This is a genomic window from Paenibacillus sp. FSL M8-0212 (genome assembly GCF_038004645.1).
Lineage (GTDB): Bacteria > Bacillota > Bacilli > Paenibacillales > Paenibacillaceae > Paenibacillus.
In genome coordinates this window covers 4,688,008-4,705,170 of the sequence record NZ_JBBORP010000001.1, presented here as the reverse complement: position 1 = coordinate 4,705,170, position 17,163 = coordinate 4,688,008, and the positions used below count along the sequence as shown (strand labels likewise).

The window sequence follows — 17,163 nt, the reverse complement described above, 5'->3', positions numbered from 1 at the left end:
TCCAGTGTACCAAATGAGCCACATTCTGTCTCATTTATATCGTTCGACGCTGATTACGTTCCGACCGTTCAATGCGTTCCACTCGCTCTGTCCGGTTATGCTGCTGTTCATCATACAGGCGTGCTTCGCGATCACGCTCGTCATACGTATTTTCCTTCACCTCATCCATCTTCACCAGAATCACATCTGAACCAATCTTCACAATATTTCTCCAGGGAATTACCAGATCCGTCCCCCCGCCAAAAAGACCCATAAAACGGCTGTACCCTGGGACTACAATCGCTTCAATTCGTCCCTGCTTCAGATCCAGCTCCAAGTCACTGATCTGACCCAGGCGTTTACCATCCGTAATGTTAATGACATCCTTTGTCTGAAAGTCCGAGATTTTCATGCCTCGTGCCGCTACTTCGCTAGTATTTACTTTCATTCATCTCCGCCCCCTGTTATTCCTCTTCTGCCCGTTCTTCACGCTTCTATACAATATATGTTTCAGGGGCGAAAAATGTCCTGTTTTTCATCGAATGTGGAAACGGTCCAAAACAAAAAGACGACCAACGGTATACACTGCCCCGATTGATCGTCCTTCTGCCCTTGCATCGCGTTACGACTTTACATGTTTTTGCATCTGCTGTATCGCTGATTTCTCCAGACGTGATACCTGAGCCTGGGAAATGCCAATTTCATCAGCCACTTCCATCTGGGTTTTCCCTTCGAAAAACCGCATCGACAGAATCATTTTTTCCCGCTGACCAAGACGATGCATCGCTTCACGGAGTGCAATTTCCTCGATCCATGACACATCTTTGTTTCGGTCATCACTGATCTGATCCATAACATAGATCGGATCTCCACCATCATGATAAATCGGTTCGAAGAGCGAGACCGGGTCCTGAATGGCGTCCAATGCAAAAACAACATCTTCCTTCGGCACATTCAGTACTTCCGCAATTTCAAATATCGTCGGTTCCCGGGAATTTTTATTCGTCAGGCTGTCACGGACCTGAAGTGCTTTGTAAGCAATGTCCCTCAAGGAGCGAGATACCCGAATTGGGTTATTATCACGCAGGTATCGACGGATTTCACCGATAATCATCGGCACCGCGTAGGTTGAAAATTTGACATTCTGGGATAAATCAAAATTATCAATGGCTTTCATCAGGCCGATGCAACCAACCTGGAACAGATCATCGACAAACTCCCCCCGATTGTTAAAACGCTGAATGACACTGAGTACCAGACGCAGGTTGCCATTCACTAATTTCTCTCTTGCTGAGCGATCATGGTGTTGCTGAAGGGAATGAAACAATTCCCGCATTTCAGTGTTGGTGAGGACAGGCAATTTTGCGGTGTCCACGCCACAAATCTCGACTTTGTTTCGGGTCATCGTGATTTACCTCCCAAGGAGAAACATTAATGTACATTATCTCCGGGGCAGGCTTTTTTATTCGTACTTGGCATCCTTGCCAGTAATACCCATTCTGACCAATGATGTATTTCAGACCATTTTATTGAACTCCTTGCGAAGTCTTTTAATGATTCTTTTTTCGAGTCGAGAGATGTAGGATTGGGAGATTCCGAGGAGATCGGCTACATCTTTTTGTGTCTTTTCTTCCCCATCCGTCAGGCCAAAACGTAGCTCCATAATCATTCGCTCGCGCTCCGTTAATTTTTCCAGTGCCTTGTGCAAAAGTTTCCGGTCTACCTGTTCTTCAATATTCCGATAGATTGTATCGTTTTCAGTACCCAATACATCAGATAATAATAGTTCATTTCCATCCCAATCAATGTTAAGCGGTTCATCAAAAGAAACTTCAGTTCGGATCTTACTATTACGTCTCAGGTACATCAAAATTTCATTTTCGATACAACGTGAAGCATAGGTTGCCAGTTTGATTTTCTTTTCCGGGTCAAATGTATTAACTGCCTTGATCAATCCGATGGCTCCAATGGAGACCAAATCTTCAATGTTGATTCCTGTGTTTTCAAACTTTCGTGCAATGTACACCACCAGACGCAGATTGCGCTCAATAAGCATCGCGCGAATGGCCGAGTCTCCCGAGGATAGTTTTTGCAGTAAAAATTCTTCCTCTTCCCTTGTCAAAGGCGGGGGAAGTGCCTCACTTCCCCCAATATAATAGATCTCTTCGCTTTTGAGTCCCAACAAAAATAACAGACGGTAATATTGCAGCTGCGCCACCAGTTTCCATTTCACAAGCATGTACGTTCCTCCTATACCACATTCAGCGGCTTTTCTGTTGCTCCCGCAGAGAGAGCCGTAGACTGCGCAGAAGCAGCGTCTTGCACTAGTTCAGGATGAATCACGGCCTGGTATTTCCCATCCGACGACAAAACACCTCCATCCAGCCCAATGAGTACCCTTGTCGTCTCATAACATGTTTCCTCCATCGTCACCTTCACCCGGTCCGGCTTCATTGCAAGCATAAACGCAGTCCCTTTGTTAATGCCCCGATAAGGCACAAGCCGCAGTCGATCCTGCCACTGAAAACTTTCCTGATCAAGCTCCAGAATAAGGTTGTCCGGCGCCTCGTCCTTGAGTCTGCCCTTCCATGAAGCGGGTAACATGTCTTGCCATAACGAAACCTCCATCACCATGACCGGCATACGCGATAAGGGATCTGTAAGTTGATTGCCCGTATCCAGAAGGCCTGTACAAGAAATGACTACCTCATCGATGCAGACCTCAACTTTACCCAAATAGGTCGTCATGCGATCCGTTTTCCGTTTTGAGCTCTGCACAGCTTTGAATAAAAACAGGACAGCAAAAAATACGATAAATGTGAACCAGAAGGCAATCTTCAGATCAAATGACATACCGCCAGAAGCCGTGAACCAAATGCCGTTAAACAACTCACCGGAGCTCTGAAGCATGTAATGCACACCCAGAATACCTCCGGCAGCGACAAAATTAATCACATAGAAGGTACCGAGCGTCCTCGCAAAAGCCTGCAGACCTTTAAACCCAAAAGCAATCGTAAGCATAACCAGCGAGAACCCGAACTTGATCAGAAAGGTGAACATAAAATCAAACTCCGGTACAAACATCATGACCACGTATAATGCACCCACAATGGCTGACAGCAACCATCGCCACCAAACCAGCTTTGTCTTGCGCATCCAGGCGGTCATTCCGATGAGTGCACCGTCAATACACAGGTTTGTCAAAAAAATTAGATCCACATAAACAACCAAAGTCTTCACCTGCCTGCGCGCAACATATCGAAATACCGATACCCGATATCCTGATATTCATGAGCATATTCACAAGTATACGGAGCCCCCTGTTCAAAGTCTGTCTAATCATGGGGGTGTGGTTCCAACTTTTTTTGTCGGAATTGCTCAGGCCCTTTGTTCAGAATTTGTTCATTGCTGTATGCTATGATATCTAAATAAACAGAAAAAACCCGGTCGCTCCATAAGGAGTACCGGGTTTCCAATAAACTGATTTGTGTATTAATCGTTGTTATTATTGCGTGAACGATTGCGTAAAAATGTCGGAATGTCCAGCTGATCATTGCTCGGCTGATTTCCGAAAGGACGCAGGTTCGGCGAACGCGTATCCGTCGTCTCCGCTGTTGCTGGAGCTGGCTTACGTCCTGGTGGTGGTGGAGCAGGTTTATCTTCAAAACCAGTTGCAATAACTGTAACCTTAATCTCCTCTTTCAGGTCTTCGTCAATGATGGCACCAAAGATCATGTTTACTTCCGGGTCGGAAGCAGACGTTACGATCTCTGCCGCTTCATTCACTTCATACAGGGACAGATTAACGCCACCCGTAATGTTCATGATTACCCCGCGAGCACCTTCAATAGAAGTTTCAAGCAAAGGACTCATAATGGCTTTCCGTGCTGCTTCTGCGGCACGATTCTCACCAGTTGATTCACCAATCCCCATAAGGGCTGAACCACGTTCGTGCATAATCGTTTTGACGTCAGCAAAGTCAAGGTTGATCAAACCCGGTACAGCGATCAAATCAGAGATACCTTGTACCGCTTGACGAAGTACGTTATCCGCTTGACGGAATGCTTCAAGCATAGGTGTCTTTTTATCTACGATCTCGAGCAAACGATCATTAGGAATCACGATCAGTGTGTCGACTTTTTCTTTGAGAGCCTCAATACCTTGCTCTGCATGGCTGGAACGCTTGCGTCCTTCAAAAGTAAATGGACGAGTTACGACACCAACGGTAAGTGCACCACACTCTTTAGCGATTTCGGCAATAACCGGAGCCGCACCTGTACCTGTACCACCGCCCATACCGGCTGTAACAAATACCATGTCTGCACCTTTCAACGTGTTCATGATCAGATCGCGGGACTCTTCCGCTGCTTTTTTACCTACATCCGGGTTGGCGCCAGCACCAAGACCACGAGTCAATTTATCACCGATTTGCAATTTATGCTCGGATTTCGCCAGGTGTAACGCCTGAGCATCCGTATTCACCGTAATAAATTCAACACCTTGTACACCATTTTCAATCATACGGTTGACTGCATTGCTTCCGCCGCCGCCTACACCGATGACTTTAATTTGAGCCAAGCTCTCCATCTCGAAATCAAATTCCAACATATTATTCCATCTCCCCCTCAATGTGCATGGATGGCCCGTCCAATTTTTGATTTGAACCGAATCAATTTCATATATCGACGAACGAAAGCGTTTATTTTAGTACCGGCGCATTCAGACGGCTTCAAGAATGTATGAAATGGATCCAACCTGTTATATAAATTCGCTGAACATATTCTTCAGCCGCTCGAACAGACCGGGTTTTTGCTCCGATTCCTGTGCCGTATTTGGCTTCGGACGGTTGGTCGGTTTCTTGTTGTTATTATTGTTGTTGTTATTTCCACCGCCGTTATTGATCGAGGGACGAATGCGCAAACTGCGAATTACACTGTGCAATATGCCAACTCCGCTTGTAAACCCGGGATCACGCACACCAATATAATCCGGAACTGCAACTCGTACCGAAGCAGCAAGCTCATGCTGAGCGACCTGCAGAACCCCCGGCATAGAGACCGTACCTCCCGTTAGTATATAACCTCCAGGAAGCTCGTTGTAACCAAGACGCTTCACTTCTTGGGATATCATCTGGAATATTTCCTGAACCCTAGGTTCAATAATTGCTGCCAGATCCTCCTGTGAAAACTCCTTGTCTACATTACTGCCAATTCGGGTGACTTTGAACATCACATCCGCAGCAGCATCATCCAGCCAGGCGCAGCCATATTTCAGTTTCACTTTCTCTGCCTGATCCGTTAACGTGCGTAAGCCATAGGCGATATCATTTGTTACGAATTCCCCACCTATAGGCAACGTTGATGTTGCAACAAGACTGTCTTCTTCAAAAATGGCGATGGTTGTAGCACCCGCTCCAATATCAACAAGCACTGAACCCATCGTTTTTTCATCTTTGGACAAAGCCAGTTGACCCGCTCCAAGCGACATGAGAACCAGATCGCTTACTTTCAGACCCGCTTTTTCCACGCAGCGCAAAAGGTTATGTATCGCGGTTTTTGCACCCGTTATGATCGTTGCTTCAACTTCCAGACGAACACCAATCATACCACGGGGGTCCTGTATGCCCTCCAAGCCATCTACAACATATTGCTTGGCGACAACATCAATAATTTCCCGTTCCGGCGGAACTGCAATGACTTCGGCTGCTTTCAACACCCGTTCCATGTCTTCTTCTCCGATTTCACGATCCTCGTTAGACACAGCCACGACGCCGTGACTGCTCATTAGTCCGATATGATTTCCCGAGATTCCAACATACACTTCGGATATTTGAATACCTACCATACGTTCTGCATGATCCACTGCGTTGCGAATCGACTGCACCGTCTGATCGATATCTACGATTACACCTTTGCGAATTCCCTCCGAGTCGGCAGATCCAACTCCTATAATATTAAAGGTTCCATTATTCATTTCCCCAATAATAGCGCGAATTTTGGATGTACCGATGTCCAAACTAACAATGATGTCATTGTTGCTCAAGTCTGTGGCACCTCCTGACTCCAATAGTAAATTACGTTCGAATTTAAACACTATTAAAACATATTCAACACACTTCAGGCTTTCCCTCTTTTTTCTACAATGTTTTTGGGTGTCAAAATCTGGTTGCCAGACATAAAACATTGAAGAAAAAAGAAGGAGGCAACTCATGTGCCATAAGTTCAAGTGTATCATTTTTTCTTCATCTCAGAAAGAACAAGTTTCATTGCTCTGACGGGGTCAAACCCCGACCTGCCTAGGCTTTCATATTCAGTCCAGCCTCATCATGGCAAAGATCAGGGGGTTGCTCCTAGTTCAGCATCATCTTCCGGGTCATCCGGGATGAAAGGGACATAGGTATCTGCCTCAAGCATGGTGATTTTCCCAGGCCGTTCGGTCTCAATCACCTGATTCAGATACTCCACTTTATCCGATAAAAGAGAGACGGTTGTAATCACTTCAAACTGCGATTTGGTATACATCCGAATCTGATCCGGAAATGAAGGCGTTGGATTCGGAATAATTTCCGAAATATCCGTCGTCAATTCATTCGGAATTTTAGCCAGTGTCTGGCTCAGTTTGGCTTTGAGTGGATCATCAGCCTTCCATTGGGTCAATATGGGCTTCTCCACAGCAACACCAATTGTTGCCGGAACCGTCAAGCTTGTCCCACTGGCTAATATCGCTTTTAACGTACCGTCAGAACCAAGCTCATAAGCAACCGTGGCATATTCCTGAACCTTGATATGGATAATACCCGGAAATTGCTTGTCCACGGTAACGGTGGAAATCGCCTTGATGGTCTTGAGACGCTCAATAACCTCGGCAGTACTTGTCCCAAAAAATTGTTCGCCTTCTTTCAGCCCGCTTTTCTCCAGCAGTTCTGAAGTTGCTGTATATACATTACCCGTAATTTCAATTGCCGAAATCCGACTCATGGAAGAACGAAAGAATAATACAGCGAGCAATACAATAAATAATAATAAGAGAATAATTACAATTTTGCGGCTTGTGTTTCCTTTTGGCCGATTCTTCTTCAGAACCGGAATTTGACTTTTAGGCATAAGTAGCGCTCCACAAAGCCTCAGGTCCCCTCCCTTCAAGAAGGGGACTCCAAGGACGTTAATTGGCAAAATCCAACTGTTTCGAAACGGGCGACTGTCTCTCAACCGATGCTCCAAGACTTTGGAATAACTTCTCGATTTGATCGTAGCCCCGGTCAATATGATGCACTTGCTCCACAACCGTTTTGCCTTGAGCAGCCAGACCAGCAATGACCAGAGCTGCACCTGCACGAAGATCGGTTGCTTCTACTGTAGCCCCGTACAGACGGGGAACACCACGGATAAATGCTGCGTTCAGATCGACTGAAATATCAGCCCCCATCACATTCAGTTCATCCACATGTTTGAACCGACCCTCGAATACCGTTTCCTTCATCACACTGAATCCGTCTGCCAGACTGAGCAGCACCATGATTTGAGATTGCAAATCTGTCGGAAACGAAGGATACGGAGAAGTCACAATACGGTCTACTGATTTGGGACGGCTCATACAGCTCACCGTCATTATATCATTGCAGACTGTGATTTGAACACCAGTGCGCTTCAATACATGTATAAGTGAAGTAAGATGAGCAGGATTGCAGTGTGTAAGCGTAACATTGCCTCGTGTTGCTGCTGCTGCAATCATCACGGTTCCGGCCACGATTCGATCCGGTATAATCTCATAGGAGCAAGGCTCCAGTTTCTCAACGCCATTGATCGTGATTGTATCCGTTCCTGCACCAATAATGCTTGCACCCATAGCATTCAAAAAGTGTTGCAGGTCTTGTATTTCAGGTTCTCTTGCCGCGTTGCAAATGGTTGTCGTGCCTTTAGCCAGGACGGCTGCCATCATGATGTTTTCGGTCGCTCCCACACTTGGGAAATCCAAATGAATATCTGTACCCACCAGATTGTGCCCATGACAGATAATCTGTTGGTCCTGCTCTTCAATCAAAGCTCCGAGCGCTTCCAGGCCCCGGAGGTGAAGATCAATTTTGCGTTCTCCAATGGCACAGCCGCCTGGCTGATACACTGACACTTGCCCAAACTTAGCCAGCAATGGTCCCATCAAAAAAATGGAAGAGCGCATCTGCTTCATTAGATCTTCTGGCACATCATATGACCGGATAGACGAGGTATTAATCGTCACTGTTCCCTGTTCATGCCGACACGTGCATCCAAGCCGTTCCAGGATATACAGCATCACCTCAATGTCCAGCAAGTGTGGAACGTTATGCAGTGTAACTTCTCCATCTGCCAACAAACTTGCGGCCATAATCGGTAAAGCGGCATTTTTTGCTCCATGGATGCGTATGGATCCTGAGAGGGGTTTCCCGCCTTCAATCACCAATTTGTCCAATGTATCACCTCCGGGGTTTACCGCTCACCCACTACGAAGACTTCCGGTACCAGGTTAATACCGTTTTGAGATGATATAGTGCTCTGTATCTGCTGCATTAGGGTGATAACGTCCTCTGCTGTTGCTTGGCCTGTATTAACAATGAAATTGGCATGCATGGTGGATACCTGTGCGCCTCCCTGGGTCATTCCTTTCAGCCCTGCTGCTTCAATCAGGCGGGCTGCATGATCACCCGGTGGATTTCGGAATACACTACCTGCACATGCCATCTGCAGTGGCTGTGTGCGGCGCCGGCGATCTTTGTAAGCCGCCATCGTTTCCGAAATGACGTTGCGCTCTCCATGCTGGAGTTCAAATGTAGCTTCCAGCACGATGCCTCTCCGATCATGCAGAACAGAGTGGCGATAGGCAAAATCCATGTCCTCCTTGCTGTAACGTACCAATTCCCCTGTCTCCAGTACAATCTCAGCGAATTTGAATATCCGTGACACATCCGATCCATGCGCGCCTGCATTCATGTACACAGCTCCACCGACAGTGCCGGGGATACCGCTGCCGAATTCCAGACCGGCCCATTCCTTTTTGGCAGCAACCACACTGAGTTTTACAAAAGAATGCGCCGCTCCGGCGGTTACACCGCCTTCGTGAAATTCGGCATAATCAAAGCCCTCGCCTGGTTTCACCACAACACCACGTATTCCTTTGTCTGACACCAGCATGTTTGAGCCCCGTCCAAGTTGCATCCACGGAATCTGATACGTGTGAAGCAATTGAACGAGATTCATCATCTGCTCTTTATTCTCGGGAATGACCAGTGCATCCGCAGGACCGCCGATCTTCCATGTGGTGTATTTGGCTAGCGATTCGTTTTCAAGAACTCTGCCAACATTATTCTGGGATAGTAACGATATCCACTGATGCATGTTTGCTTCCTCCTTTGCTTCAAAACCGATGAGCACGGTATGTTCTGTTGTTACAGACCGTGTTCTGGCGCCATGGAACGATGGTCACGATTTATACGGTATCTTATGTCAGCCCCGTCTTGTGTGTGACAATCGCCCACAATCGCACTTTATCGGCGTGCAGCAAGACGCTGAATTTCATGAACAAGCACTTCAGCTGCATCGGGTTTCCCCAGTTTTCGGGAGGCTTCAGCCATTCGTTTACGTCCCGATTCATCATTCATAATCTTGGAGATGGCTTCATACAGGACTTTGCCTGTAAGATCCTTCTCCAGCATTGTGAGTGATGCGCCTCCACCTTCTAGCGTGCGTGCATTGGCTTCCTGATGATTATTAGTCACGTTAGGTGACGGAATCAGGATCGAAGGAATACCCAGTGATGTAATCTCCGCAAGGAATGATGCACCTGCGCGGTTTACAATCAAGGATGTGCAGGCAAGCACCTCAGGCATATTATGCACGTAAGGCAGGACATGCAGGTGGTTTGGCATCGTACCCAATGAGCTGCGAATGGCTTCACGCGTTTCATCAAAATAGGTATCCCCTGTCACGTAAACGACATGTACATCATCCAGTTGTTCCAGCATTGGAGCCATGTCCACCATGGCCTGATTGATTGCTTTTGCCCCGCGACTGCCACCAACCACAAGAACAACACGGCTGTTCATCGGTACACCTAACGTGGCAAAACCACGATCACGGCTAGCCTGGGCTACCGTAGTCGCTCGCGGATTACCGGTGTAGATCACCTTTTTTGCGCCGGAAAACGATTTTTCAGAACCTTCAAAGCTAACGGCAACCGTGTCCACATAACGCATCAAAAATTTGTTCGTCAGACCAGGGATGGCGTTCTGTTCATGAATTATACTCGGAATTCCCAATTTTGTTGCTGCATATACCACAGGTCCACATACATATCCACCTGTACCAATCACAACATCCGGTTTGAATTCCTTCAGCATTTTTTTGGACTTGCGTACTCCTTGAATGAAACGCATGACCGTTTTCAGGTTTTCGATGGACAATTTCCGTCGAAAGCCTGTAATATCAATGGATTTAAAAGGAATATTTTCTTGGGGAACCAGTTTGCTTTCCAGCCCTCTGGTTCCTCCGATGTATAGAAATGTCGAGTCCGGGTTCTCCGCCTCGCATTGTCTTGCTATGGCAACGGCCGGATAGATATGTCCACCCGTACCGCCACCGCTTAGAACGACTCGCATCGCATAGTCACCTCGCATAACGGGATAAATTCACTAAAATGCCCAGTGCTGTGAGCATGAGGGTCAATGATGATCCGCCGTAACTGATCAGAGGCAATGTAATGCCCGTAACAGGCATCATGCCAATGACAACACCAATGTTAATAATGACCTGTACGGCGACCATACCTACGATACCAACACCAAGCAGACTGCCGAAGGCATCCGGAACGGTCATGGCTACACGCATCCCTCTCCACACCAGCACCAGAAACAACAATAATACAATCATTCCACCTATAAAGCCGAGTTCTTCGGCCAAAATACTAAAAATAAAGTCCGTTTGCGGTTCAGGTACATAACTGTACTTCTGCCGGCTCATACCCAGTCCCAATCCCGCTAGTCCACCAGGACCAATTGCGTATAAGGATTGAATGATCTGATATCCGGCACCCAGCGGATCGGACCACGGATCCAAAAACGCTGTGATACGCTGCAACCGATAGGGTGCTGCTGCAATCAAAGCTGCAAACCCCGCTACGCCGCCAAGAGCAAGCAAGCTCAGATGTTTCATTCGCGCTCCGGCTGTGAAAATAATAAGCATCGATGCGCCCATCATCACGGTGCCAGTCCCCAAATCAGGTTGCAGCATAATAATCCCAAAAGCCAACCCGATCAATCCCAGCGGTGGCAGAAGCCCCGATGTGAAGGTTTTGATTTTACCCGGTTCCTTGCTCAGCCAATGAGCGAGAAACAGAATCATGCCCAGCTTCATGAATTCTGAGGGCTGAATACCGAACGAACCAATGCCCAGCCAACTTCGTGCACCACCGCGAACCACACCAATTCCAGGAATGAGCACCGCAATGAGCATAATAAAACAGGCAATCAATATAGGCTTGGCATATTTCCTCCACACCCGGTAGTCTACATTAGCAGTTACGAACATGGCCACAAGCCCAAGCACCGCAAACAGGGCCTGTCTTTTTACAAAATAAAATGAATCGCCATAGTCATGAAAGGCAAGCACCGAGCCCGCACTATATACCATAATAATGCCGATGGCAAGCAATGCCAAAATACAAATCAGCAACCAAATATCTGGTGCCGGTCGCGTCTGTTTCATCAGGAGGCCACCCCTTGCATGGAAGTAGGGGCTTTTCCACCCCCCTACTTACAAGTTATGCGCCGCCTTTTTAAAAATGCGTCCCCGCTCTTCATAGGAAGCGAACATGTCCCAACTTGCACATGCCGGGGATAACAAAACGACATCACCGGCACTGGCAAGCTTCGATGCTTCCTGCACAGCAACGGTTAACGTCCGGGCAGCGTCCTCCTCATTATCGACGACCTTAATTTGCTTTAATCCGGCAAGTTCCGCGACCTTGGCAATTTTTATCCGTGTCTCACCAATTGCAACGACAGCTTTTACCCGTTCCTGGAACAAGGGCAACAACTCCATCATGTCTGATCCACGATCCAGCCCTCCTGCAATCAATACGACCGGTTCCTTGAACGAATTCAGGGCCATAACCGTAGCTTTCGAATTGGTCGCTTTGGAGTTGTTGTAGTATGCAGATCCGTTATGCTCCAGGACATATTCAAGTCGGTGTTCAACTCCCTTGAAGTCTGCAAGCGGAGCAGCCAGCACCGCAGGATCAGCTCCTGCCGCTACAGCAATAGCCACAGCAGCCAGTGCATTTTCCACATTAAATCGCCCAGGAAGGCCAATGTCCTCAACGTCGATAATGATATGGTGATCTCCGTTTTCATCCGCGTAGATTACCTGACGCTTCACATCATCCTCTTCTCCATCCACATAAGGGGGATCTGCATACACACCTGTATCCAATTTCTCTGTCACGGAGAAGGGGATCAATCTGCCTTTGATGTAAGGAACCAGACCACGACATACCGCATCATCCCAATTTAGAATGGCTACGTCGTCAGGCTGCTGATTGGCGAACAGTTTTGCTTTGGAAGCCACATAATCATCCATGTTCCCGTGATAATCCAGATGCGTCTCTGCAACGTTAAGCAAGCTGGCAATCCGGGGACGGAAATCAACCGTTCCTTTGAGCTGGAAACTGCTAAGTTCAACAACCATCCAGTTATCTGGAGAAGCTTGCTCTGCCGCTTCACAGAGAGGTGTTCCGATATTACCGGCAACGATCGGGTTGAGGCCGGCATGTTCCAACATTTTACCCACCCAAGTGGTCGTTGTTGTTTTGCCGTTGGAGCCCGTAATCCCAATCATGGGTGCAGCACATAGGTGATAAGCAACCTCTACTTCGGTCACCACTTCAATGCCCAATGCCAAAGCTTGCTGCACAGGAGCTGCATGGTATGGGATACCCGGGTTTTTGACAACCAACTTCACACCACTGTGAATCAGATCATCCGGATGCCCTCCGCATACAACAGAAATTCCCAAAGCCTCCAATTCGGAAGCTTCGGGACATTGATCTCTCTCTTTTTTATCATTTACTGTAACCTTCGCTCCGGCGCGATCCAGCACCTTGGCGACCTGTACGCCGCTTTTGGCCAATCCGAGCACGACTACTTTTTGTCCGTGATATGATTCAGGATGGTTCATGATCTACAACCCCTTGTTGAGATAAAGTCCAAGAGCGGCCAAAATTGCGCCTACCGCCCAAAAGGTAATAACAACCCGCCATTCTGACCAACCACTTAATTCAAAGTGATGGTGAATGGGGCTCATTTTGAATACACGCTTGCCACGAGTCTTGAAAGATACCACTTGAATGATGACAGACAGGATCTCGATAACGAAAATACCACCAATGATGACAAAAAGAAGCTCTGTCTTGGTGACAATGGCAACCGCACCAATCGCACCGCCAATACCCAGAGAACCGGTGTCTCCCATAAACACTTTGGCCGGATGTGCATTGTATACCAGAAAACCGAGTACGGCTCCGATCATCGCTGCTGCACACACTGCTGCCGGCATCGACGTGGCTTGCATCGCCACAATGGCAAACGCGCCAAAGGCAATCGCACTCACCCCTGACAGCAAACCATCGAGACCGTCGGTAAAGTTAACCGCATTGGTAATGGCAAGCATCATGAATACGACAAACGGATAATAGAACCATCCGGTCCAGTCAAACGAGAATGACGTACCCGGAATAGAGATGGCTGTGCTGTGTCCATTCTGGATCAGCAAGAAACACATCACTGCACTGAAGAACAATTGGCCCAGCATTTTTTGTCTGGCCGTCAGTCCCAGTGAACGTTTGAACACAATTTTGATGTAATCATCTAGGAAGCCAATCAGCCCGAATCCCAGCGTAGCCACAAGCAAGACATAAAAGTCTGTATTCTTGACTGCCGAAAATTTCAAAAAGGCCAATGTGAACGCAACTAAAATGACGACTCCACCCATTGTAGGTGTTCCGCTTTTTTTCAAATGGCTCTGAGGCCCATCTTCCCTAACTTGCTGTCCGAATTTCATCCGGCGTAACAGCGGAATCAGGAGCGGTGCGGCAATCACCGCCAGAATAAATGAAACGCCGATTGTTAACAGTAATACCTGAAAATCCATGGGTTCACCCCTCTAGTCTACTCGATTCTGTAATGGTGCTATTTGTAGTGCTTCGACCACGTCCTCCAGCTTCATGCCTCTTGAAGCTTTGAACAAAACAACGTCTCTGGGATGTAGTTTCTCCAGTAGATAACGGGTCATTTCTTCTTTATCTATAAAAGCATGCACAGCCTCTGTAGGCATATGCTTGCTTGCTCCTTCAGCAATCTTGGCTGATAGCGGACCATATACCAGCACCATGTCCATTTTGGCCGATGTGATATACTCTCCGATTCCGTAATGCAGATCCTGCTCTTGGGGACCGAGTTCAAGCATATCACCAAGCACAGCCACTTTCATGCGGTATCCTTTCAGACCTTCTAGTACATCGATTGCGGCCTTCATGGAGGTTGGACTTGCATTGTATGCATCATTCAGCAAGGTTAGACCACTAACGCCTTGCGTAACCTCAATACGCATGCCTGTCAGTTTCAAGCGAGACAATCCCGCGGCAATCTGCTCCGTCGTCACTTTGAAATGACGGGCTACTGCCAAAGCAGCCAGACAGTTAACGACATTATGCGTTCCTAGCAGAGGTAGCGTAAATGCATGTTCTCCAGACTGTTTGGTGGTGAAAACTACCCCGTTCTGCGCATTCATAAGTCCGGTAGGATAGTCATCATTATCGGTTTGCAGACCAAATGTAAACCGCTGCAATCCATCGGGTTGTTTCGTTGCGGGCTCTTCAAGGACTTGTGCAATTAAAGGCTCGTCTCCGTTGTAGATCAGTAACCCGCCAGGCTTCAATCCCGCGGCAATCTCGGCTTTGGCTCTGGCAATCTCCAGTCTGGACCCCAGCTGAAGCAGATGTGATTCACCAATATTGGTAATGACCGCTACATCAGGCTGCGCAATAACCGACAAATCGTTAATTTCCCCGCGACCACTCATACCCATCTCCAAAATGATAATCTCGGTATCCGGGTCCATGCTTAGTACAGTCAGTGGTAAACCAATGTGATTATTGAAGTTGCCTTGCGTCTTATGCACTTTGAACGTCGTCGAGAGAATGGCATCCACGATGTCCTTTGTTGTTGTCTTGCCGTTGCTGCCTGTAATGCCGACTACAGCCGCTTTATTCTCCGTTAGATAAGCAGATGCGAGTGCTTGCAGCGCGACAAGTGTGTCGTCAACAACAATGACAGCTCCTTGTGGCGGAATACCATGATCCTTTTGCCAGATCGCGCCTGCAGCCCCCTTCTCTAAACAGGCTTGCACAAATTCGTGTCCGTCAAACCTTTCACCCACTAGCGGAATAAACAAACTGCCTTCCAGAGGTTTACGCGAATCGGTAAACACCCCTTCGACCATTACATTGCCATGAGCGGCAACATCACTTAATGTTCCTCCACACATCTCGGCCAATTGTGCCAATGTTCTTTTTATCAATTGGATTTGCCCCTTATCGCTTCTTTGGCTATGATTCGGTCATCAAAATCGGTTTTGGTTGTGCCGATAATCTGATAGGTCTCGTGACCCTTGCCCGCAATCAATACTACATCGGCTGGGCTTGCCATTTCAATAGCTTCATGAATCGCCTGGCGTCGATCCACAATCATCGTATAACGTTCAGCAGGAACGGATTCTTCAATCAGGCCCTGTTCAATGTCTTTGAGAATCAGATCCGGATCTTCTGTCCGTGGATTATCGGAAGTAATCAGTACAAAATCACTATAATTCGCAGCAATTTTCCCCATGAGAGGGCGTTTGGTACGGTCCCTGTCACCACCACAGCCAAACACGCAAATTACACGCCCTTCGGCAAATTCCTTCACCGTCCGCAACACATTCTCCAGTCCATCCGGTGTATGGGCATAATCGACAATAACAGCAAATGGCTGTCCTTCGTCCACTCCTTCAACACGTCCATCCACGCCCGGAACCGTCTCCAGACTGCGCTTGATCTCTTCCAGCGGAATACCTTCCACCAGCGCTGCAGAGATGGCTGCCATTGCATTGTACACATTGAATTTGCCTACCATGCGCAAGCGAATATCTGCGCTGCCTGCAAATGTATCCACGTGGAAAGAAGTTCCCTGAGACGTGATTGAAATTTGGGATGCGCGTACATCCGCCTTTTCACCCATGCCATATGTAATCACTTCAGCCGCAGTCACAGAGATGAAATAAGCCGCAGCCGGATCATCTGCATTGATGACAGCGAATTTACGCTGTGAGACATCTTCCGTATAACCGTTACCCAGACGTGCAAAGAACAATCCTTTGGCCCCGCGATATTCCTCCATGGAATGGTGGTAGTCCAAATGATCCTGCGTCAGGTTAGTGAATACCGCAGTACGGAAATTTGTTCCCTTTACTCGCCCTTGTTCCAATGCGTGAGAAGAAACTTCCATAACACAGCAGTCCGTACCCTTCTGAACCATATCATGCAGACTACGCTGCAGATCAAGCGCCTCTGGTGTTGTTCCTGACATCGGGTAGGTGCGACCGTCATACCGCATTTGAATAGTACCGATCAATCCCGTCTTGCGTCCGTAATCACTCATGATTTTTTCAATCAAATAGGTGGTCGTTGTTTTTCCGTTCGTTCCCGTTACACCAATCATATTCATCTTCTGGCTTGGCGAGTCAAAAAAGAAATCTGCCAGAACAGCCATCGCAAACCGGCTATCCTTCACCAGCAATTGTGGTACAGGAAGATCCAGCTGCCGTTCAACCACCAATGCAACTGCACCAGCATTTACAGCTTTTTCTGCATAATCATGACCATCTACCGTATGTCCCGGAAGACAGATAAACAGATCACCCGGTTTTACCTGCCGGGAATCTGTCTGAAGGTTTTGGCATTCTGTATTTGATTCGCCCACGAGGCGGGCGGTGGTCAGCATCGATGCAAATTGTTTTAAAAGCACATGAATAACCTCACTTTTCCAATTATACTTCTGTTTTAACATATGTCTGTATTTATTAATATCGTCAATACAACCCAATAATGAAACGCACTTGGATG

The 17,163-nt window shown here is 47.5% G+C and carries 15 protein-coding genes; all 15 read right to left on the bottom strand.

The window, feature by feature from the left end:
- Positions 1-34: 34 nt before the first annotated feature.
- The 15 genes from MKX68_RS20660 to MKX68_RS20590 all read right to left on the bottom strand — a co-directional run bounded on the left by MKX68_RS20660 (position 35) and on the right by MKX68_RS20590 (position 17,065).
- A complete protein-coding gene (locus tag MKX68_RS20660; RefSeq protein WP_017687310.1) occupies positions 35-427 on the bottom strand; it encodes a YlmC/YmxH family sporulation protein in 393 nt (130 codons plus the stop codon).
- 174 nt (positions 428-601) lie between these two features.
- Positions 602-1,384, bottom strand: a complete 783-nt coding sequence (gene sigG / locus MKX68_RS20655) for an RNA polymerase sporulation sigma factor SigG (RefSeq protein ID WP_017687309.1) — start codon at positions 1,382-1,384, stop codon at positions 602-604.
- A gap of 111 nt (positions 1,385-1,495) precedes the next feature.
- Positions 1,496-2,218, bottom strand: a complete 723-nt coding sequence (gene sigE / locus MKX68_RS20650) for an RNA polymerase sporulation sigma factor SigE (RefSeq protein ID WP_017687308.1) — start codon at positions 2,216-2,218, stop codon at positions 1,496-1,498.
- A gap of 11 nt (positions 2,219-2,229) precedes the next feature.
- Entirely contained in the window at positions 2,230-3,210 is a 981-nt protein-coding gene (gene spoIIGA, locus MKX68_RS20645; RefSeq protein WP_091014080.1) for a sigma-E processing peptidase SpoIIGA, read from the bottom strand.
- Between the two features lie 261 nt (positions 3,211-3,471).
- A complete protein-coding gene (gene ftsZ, locus MKX68_RS20640) occupies positions 3,472-4,587 on the bottom strand; it encodes a cell division protein FtsZ (RefSeq protein WP_017687306.1) in 1,116 nt (371 codons plus the stop codon).
- A 150-nt stretch (positions 4,588-4,737) separates the two neighbouring features.
- The gene (gene ftsA / locus MKX68_RS20635) at positions 4,738-6,021 is read right to left on the bottom strand and encodes a cell division protein FtsA (RefSeq protein ID WP_036614863.1); all 1,284 of its coding nucleotides are present in this window, start codon (positions 6,019-6,021) and stop codon (positions 4,738-4,740) included.
- A 293-nt stretch (positions 6,022-6,314) separates the two neighbouring features.
- Positions 6,315-7,082 carry a cell division protein FtsQ/DivIB gene (locus MKX68_RS20630; protein WP_149846753.1) on the bottom strand — a complete coding sequence of 256 codons (768 nt, stop codon included), beginning with the start codon at positions 7,080-7,082 and terminating at the stop codon, positions 6,315-6,317.
- Between the two features lie 58 nt (positions 7,083-7,140).
- Entirely contained in the window at positions 7,141-8,424 is a 1,284-nt protein-coding gene (gene murA, locus MKX68_RS20625) for a UDP-N-acetylglucosamine 1-carboxyvinyltransferase (RefSeq protein ID WP_338587958.1), read from the bottom strand.
- Between the two features lie 17 nt (positions 8,425-8,441).
- Positions 8,442-9,347, bottom strand: coding sequence for a UDP-N-acetylmuramate dehydrogenase (gene murB / locus MKX68_RS20620; protein ID WP_340913965.1), 906 nt, complete (start codon positions 9,345-9,347; stop codon positions 8,442-8,444).
- A 149-nt stretch (positions 9,348-9,496) separates the two neighbouring features.
- Complete coding sequence (gene murG, locus MKX68_RS20615; RefSeq protein ID WP_340913964.1) at positions 9,497-10,606, bottom strand: undecaprenyldiphospho-muramoylpentapeptide beta-N-acetylglucosaminyltransferase; 1,110 nt, start codon at positions 10,604-10,606, stop codon at positions 9,497-9,499.
- 7 nt (positions 10,607-10,613) lie between these two features.
- A complete protein-coding gene (gene spoVE, locus MKX68_RS20610) occupies positions 10,614-11,711 on the bottom strand; it encodes a stage V sporulation protein E (protein WP_074095851.1) in 1,098 nt (365 codons plus the stop codon).
- Positions 11,712-11,759: 48 nt separating this feature from the next.
- On the bottom strand, positions 11,760-13,181 hold the full coding sequence (murD, locus tag MKX68_RS20605; protein WP_340913963.1) for a UDP-N-acetylmuramoyl-L-alanine--D-glutamate ligase: 1,422 nt from the start codon (positions 13,179-13,181) through the stop codon (positions 11,760-11,762).
- Positions 13,182-13,184: 3 nt separating this feature from the next.
- Positions 13,185-14,153: a phospho-N-acetylmuramoyl-pentapeptide-transferase gene (mraY, locus tag MKX68_RS20600; RefSeq protein WP_047843751.1), complete on the bottom strand. Its 969-nt coding sequence runs from the start codon at positions 14,151-14,153 to the stop codon at positions 13,185-13,187.
- A 12-nt stretch (positions 14,154-14,165) separates the two neighbouring features.
- Positions 14,166-15,578, bottom strand: a complete 1,413-nt coding sequence (locus MKX68_RS20595; RefSeq protein ID WP_047844438.1) for a UDP-N-acetylmuramoyl-tripeptide--D-alanyl-D-alanine ligase — start codon at positions 15,576-15,578, stop codon at positions 14,166-14,168.
- Positions 15,578-17,065, bottom strand: a complete 1,488-nt coding sequence (locus tag MKX68_RS20590) for a UDP-N-acetylmuramoyl-L-alanyl-D-glutamate--2,6-diaminopimelate ligase (protein ID WP_074095853.1) — start codon at positions 17,063-17,065, stop codon at positions 15,578-15,580. Before MKX68_RS20590 ends, MKX68_RS20595 begins: the two co-directional genes overlap by 1 nt.
- Positions 17,066-17,163: the final 98 nt, after the last annotated feature.

What these genes read in the sequence shown, in the direction of transcription:
- MKX68_RS20660 (WP_017687310.1), bottom strand. Translation starts at nt 427, where the DNA reads ATGAAAGTAAATACTAGCGAAGTAGCGGCACGAGGCATGAAAATCTCG.
- sigG (WP_017687309.1), bottom strand. Translation starts at nt 1,384, where the DNA reads ATGACCCGAAACAAAGTCGAGATTTGTGGCGTGGACACCGCAAAATTG.
- sigE (WP_017687308.1), bottom strand. Translation starts at nt 2,218, where the DNA reads ATGCTTGTGAAATGGAAACTGGTGGCGCAGCTGCAATATTACCGTCTG.
- ftsZ (WP_017687306.1), bottom strand. Translation starts at nt 4,587, where the DNA reads ATGTTGGAATTTGATTTCGAGATGGAGAGCTTGGCTCAAATTAAAGTC.
- MKX68_RS20630 (WP_149846753.1), bottom strand. Translation starts at nt 7,082, where the DNA reads ATGCCTAAAAGTCAAATTCCGGTTCTGAAGAAGAATCGGCCAAAAGGA.
- murB (WP_340913965.1), bottom strand. Translation starts at nt 9,347, where the DNA reads ATGCATCAGTGGATATCGTTACTATCCCAGAATAATGTTGGCAGAGTT.
- murG (WP_340913964.1), bottom strand. Translation starts at nt 10,606, where the DNA reads ATGCGAGTCGTTCTAAGCGGTGGCGGTACGGGTGGACATATCTATCCG.
- spoVE (WP_074095851.1), bottom strand. Translation starts at nt 11,711, where the DNA reads ATGAAACAGACGCGACCGGCACCAGATATTTGGTTGCTGATTTGTATT.
- murD (WP_340913963.1), bottom strand. Translation starts at nt 13,181, where the DNA reads ATGAACCATCCTGAATCATATCACGGACAAAAAGTAGTCGTGCTCGGA.
- mraY (WP_047843751.1), bottom strand. Translation starts at nt 14,153, where the DNA reads ATGGATTTTCAGGTATTACTGTTAACAATCGGCGTTTCATTTATTCTG.